Origin of the sequence: Labilibaculum sp. K2S, from assembly GCF_030372765.1 — a bacterium.
Taxonomy (GTDB): Bacteria; Bacteroidota; Bacteroidia; order Bacteroidales; family Marinifilaceae; genus Labilibaculum.
This window is the reverse complement of record NZ_JAUCMW010000048.1, coordinates 1-4,794: the sequence shown is the minus strand read 5'-3', so window position 1 is coordinate 4,794 and position 4,794 is coordinate 1. Positions and strand designations below refer to the sequence as shown.

Below are 4,794 nucleotides of genomic sequence, written 5' to 3'. Positions count from 1 at the left end.
TACTTGATGAGCTTATTGTTGTTGGTTACGGAGTGCAAAAAAAGTCTAATATGACCGGATCTGTAGTTTCGATTGATGCGAAGAAAATTGAGGATAGACCAACCGAAAACATCTTGAAATCACTTCAGGGAGCAATTCCGGGAGTAACTATTATCTCTCGCCCAGGTGGGACTTCAATCAATATTCGTGGACGAGGAAATTTAGGTTCATCTTCTCCTCTTTATATTGTGGATGGTATTGAAGTGAGTTCTGATTTTTTCGGTAATATGGATCCTAGTGTGATTGAGAATCTTTCCTTCTTAAAGGATGCTTCTTCGGCTGCGATATATGGAGCAAAAGCTGCTTATGGGGTTGTTTTAGTGACTACTAAAACAGGAACCAAAGGGAAATTGCAAGTGGTCTACAATGGATCTGTCGGATTTAGCACCTCTACTTATACACCAGAAGTTGTTGATTCATGGACTTATGCTGAAATGTATCGTACTTCGGAGTTAAATAGTGGTGTTGGTGAAGATGGTTTGCGTTTTAGTGCAGCAGATGTAGCAAACTACAAGGCAGGTTCAGATCTTGATCGTTATCCAAATACCAATTGGTTTGATGAAGTATTGGACGATAAAGCTCTTTTCACAAAGCACAACATGTTGTTTTCTGGAGGTGGTGATAAAACAACATATGCTTTTGGTTTGGGTTTTTTAAGAAACGAAACTTTCACGCCTGGAGAAGCAACTAATCGTTATAATTTTTCATCGAAAACGACTTCTAAATTAAAGCCTTGGTTGACTGTTACCTCTAATGTGAATTTTATTTATAAAAAATACGATCGGGAAAAAGGATATGCTGCATTAACTGAGTTTTTACGTGTTCCTCCAACTCAAGTTGCCAAACACACCAATGGAGATTGGGGATCGATTCGTGATAATTCGGAGGCTTCTCCGGCGCAGATTAATGCCAATCCACTAAGAACTTTAGAAGAAAGTGGACGTGCTAATTCGGATACCAAACACCTTTTGGGTTCCATGACAGCAGAAATTACTCTAATGGAAGGTTTAAAGATTAGTAATCAAATTGGTTATAGGTACTGGGATTACAGAGGATTTTCTTTTCAGAATAAAAAAGAAGGTGTTCCTAGTTTTCTGAATCCTTCTTCCGGACTTATTTCTGGTACAGAATCAGATGTGAATCAGATGAACATGGATTGGCAGTATTCCGAGAAGTTAAACTACGATGGATGGGTGAATTATGAAAAGACTTTAAATGAGGTGCATAATCTTTCTGCTATGGCGGGAATACATGCCGATACCTATACTTTTAAGAATTTAAAAGTTGGACGAAAAGATTTTGCCAGTAACGACATGAATGCTTTTGATGGAGGATCAAGAGATCCAGAAAAGCAATTGACAACAGAGGGGGATGTACAAGAATCAAGTACACTGTCTTATTTTGGTCGATTAACTTACAATTACAATCAAAAATATTTATTTGAGGCTAATTTACGTGCCGATGCTTCTTCTCGATTTGCTAAAGAAGGACGTTGGGGATATTTCCCATCATTCTCAGCAGGATGGAGAATGGATCAAGAAGCATTTTTAACTGATGTTGAATGGTTGGATAATTTAAAACTGAGAGCCTCTTGGGGACAAAATGGTAATATTAATAATGTTGGTTTGTATGATACTTACTCAACTTACGAAGCAAGTGGAACCGCATTGGTTAATGGTGTAGTTGTCCCAACTTTAGTTGAAGGACGTATTGGAAATCCTAATTTGACTTGGGAGACTGCTACGACTACAAACTTTGGAGTTGATGCTATTTTTGGTAATGGTCTTTTAGGGGTTTCAATGGATCTTTACAACAGAATTACTGATGATATCTTAATTCAAGCAGAGGATGTTTATGCTGAAACAGGATTAAGTAGTGCTAAGGTTCCTGCCCGAAATGTGGGAAGTGTTCGTAATCGTGGTATCGAATTGGCTTTAACTCACCGCAAGGAAATTGGTGATTTCTCTTATCAGTTTGGTTTTAATATGGCATATAATAAAAATAAGATATTAGATCTTGGTGATAAGGTTGAACAATTACCTCCTTCTAGTTATTTTATTTTAGAAAAAGGTGAATCTGTTGGGGCATTTTATATGCTGGAGGCAGACGGTCTTTATTCTACTGATGATGTAAGCAATGGAAAGGTGATACCTTACGGTACACAAATGCCGGAAGCTGGTATGGTAAAGTTTGTAGATCAAAACGAAGATGGTGTAATTGATGCTAAGGATAGAACGATTGTTGCAAAAGATGTTCCTGATTTTACTTACGGCATGAATTTGGAAGTTAGTTATAAGGATCTTTCTTTTTCTGTTACTGGTCAGGGTGTTTCCGGGGTAAAGATGTATATGGATAATGAGGCTTCTCAGGCATTCTTTAATAATTCAGTACCTCGTAACTGGCAATTGGACAATTGGACAGAAACAAATCAAAATGCTAATTATCCAAAGTTATTTAGAGAGACAGATGACCGATACACATACAATAATAAAATGTCTTCCTATTGGTTGTTTGATGCTTCTTATTTCCGGATCAAGAATATCTCATTAAGCTATAATATCTCTAAGGAACTAACACGAAAAATTGGTCTTAACCAAGTAAGGGTTTATTTGTCAGCCGATAATCCTTTTACAATTAGAGGTGATCATCGTATGAAAGATTTCGATCCTGAACGTTCTTCAGGACGTGGAGCTCAATTGGGCGTAAAAACATTTACATCAGGAGTTTCGGTTACGTTTTAATTAGTGATAACAACATAGCCCTTGAGTTATGTCAAAATAAAAAAAATAGAGTATGAAAAATATTATAAAACTCTTTATAGGTGCGAGTCTTTTGATAGGGACGGGTTGTTCAGATGATTTTCTGGATAAAGCACCACAGGGGTCTTTGGATCCATCAAAAGTGGATGCGTCCCAATTACAGAATTTAAGAAATTCAGTTTACAATCAGGTTATTGGTTCTGATGTTGCTTTTTACGATGGCTATGCCGATAATGGTTATTCACGTAATTCCTGGGATAGTCATGGAGCTAAAATTCAAACGAATACCATTTCCGGATCTGAAAGTTTTGGATATGGAGAATGGAAAAATTATGGTGATATGGGTAATACCTATGGTTCTGTAAGAGTTTGTAACCTGATTATTAATAAGGTTGATGAGTTTGATAAAGTGGATGAGGCACTTCGCAGCAAGTATAAAAGTGAAGCTCGTGTGATGAGAGCCTGGCATTATGCAAATTTAACATTGTTTTATGGAGATATTTCTTTAGTAAAAACAGTTGAAAACGATTTTGAAATCCTTACTCGCGAACCAAAAGATCAGGTTCGCGCATGGATACTTCAGGAATTTGATGAAGCAATTGCTTTACTTCCGGAAGTGAATGATCCTGGCCGTTTTACTAAGTCTATAGCTTATGCATTAAAGGCTCGTTTTGCCTACTATTTTGGTGCTTACGCCGAGGCTGAACAAGCAGCTAAATATGTGATTGATAATGGTGGATACCAGCTTTATACCATTGGTGAACTAACTGCTGAAATGCAGAAGGATGCAGATTTTTTTAAATCACTGGTAGATTTTGATCAATTGGGTATAGATGAAGATGCTTTTATTAAAGGGATTTTTAACTACATGAATTTGTGGCATGCCGAAGGCAATGACAATCCAGAAACTATATTAGCAAAAGAGTACAAGGCAAATGAGGATTTTGGAGATTTTAATCGGGTAACTTCATTCCTGGCTCCAAATTTATCAAGTAAGGAAGCTTGGGCAACAATTGCGCCAATTCAAGATCTTGTAGATGTTTACTGGATGGGAGATGGTAAAACAAAACCTACTTTGGCATCAGTAACAAGCCGTGTAGCAGATTTTAAAGCCTTAAAGAGTGAAGTTAGAACGATTCAGAATGGTGCCGATGGTATTGAAAGTACAGTCGCGGATAATATCTCATTTAGCGAAGCTGTTTCAACGATTAAAGATGAATTGGTGCAGAAAAATTACATGCAGCAGTTTCTAAATCGAGATAGTAGAATGTATGCTTCAATTGTTTTTCCTTTTTCGGCGGTAAATACCTTTGTTGATGGTAGTTATTTTGAATACAGACATGATAATAACAATTACGGACAAACTGGTTTTGTTTTTCGTAAAATGAGTGGTGGTGATGATCTTGCCTCAGTATGGGGCGATTCTTACCATATGAGTGGTGAAGATTTTCCTGTAATTCGATTGGCTGAAATGTATTTGATCTATGCAGAGGCACATACTCAAAACACGGCTTACGATGGAACAGTTACAACTGTTTTAAATGAATTACGCACTCGTTGCGGAATGCCAAATGTACCTGCTGGTTTGGGAAAAGAAGCAGGGGTTGATTTTATCCGTCGCGAACGTCGTGTTGAATTGGCTGGAGAAGGTCTGCGTTACTTCGATATTCGTCTTTACGAGGATTCTGCCCGTAATGGTGGTATAAAAGGCGACCAGGCAGCAAGTGTTGTAATGAATGGTCAAACCTTAGATCCTATTGGAAATAATAGTGCGAATAAGGTTTGGGCTCCAAGATTGATGTACATGCCGATTCCGACTTTAACAACGGATAAAAATCCTGATATCATACAAAATGATGGTTATTAGTTAGTGGTGGTAAAATGAGAAAGGTGTCTTGTTGGTGTTTGAACATCGCAAGGCACCTTTTTACATGGATAAAGTTTGTTGATTCATCTGCGTATGAAAAGAGATAAGTAGTACAAGCCAATAATAGTA

2 protein-coding genes are annotated in these 4,794 nt (G+C 37.4%); both read left to right on the top strand.

Annotated features, from left to right (window positions below; genetic code table 11):
- Nucleotides 1-2,780, top strand: a 2,780-nt coding sequence (locus tag QUH73_RS20530; RefSeq protein ID WP_289532317.1) for a SusC/RagA family TonB-linked outer membrane protein, incomplete at its 5' end; no start/stop codon positions are given.
- A 52-nt stretch (nucleotides 2,781-2,832) separates the two neighbouring features.
- Nucleotides 2,833-4,665, top strand: coding sequence for a RagB/SusD family nutrient uptake outer membrane protein (locus QUH73_RS20525; RefSeq protein WP_289532316.1), 1,833 nt, complete (start codon nucleotides 2,833-2,835; stop codon nucleotides 4,663-4,665).
- Nucleotides 4,666-4,794 lie beyond the last annotated feature (129 nt).

What these genes read in the sequence shown, in the direction of transcription:
- QUH73_RS20525 (WP_289532316.1), top strand. Translation starts at nt 2,833, where the DNA reads ATGAAAAATATTATAAAACTCTTTATAGGTGCGAGTCTTTTGATAGGG.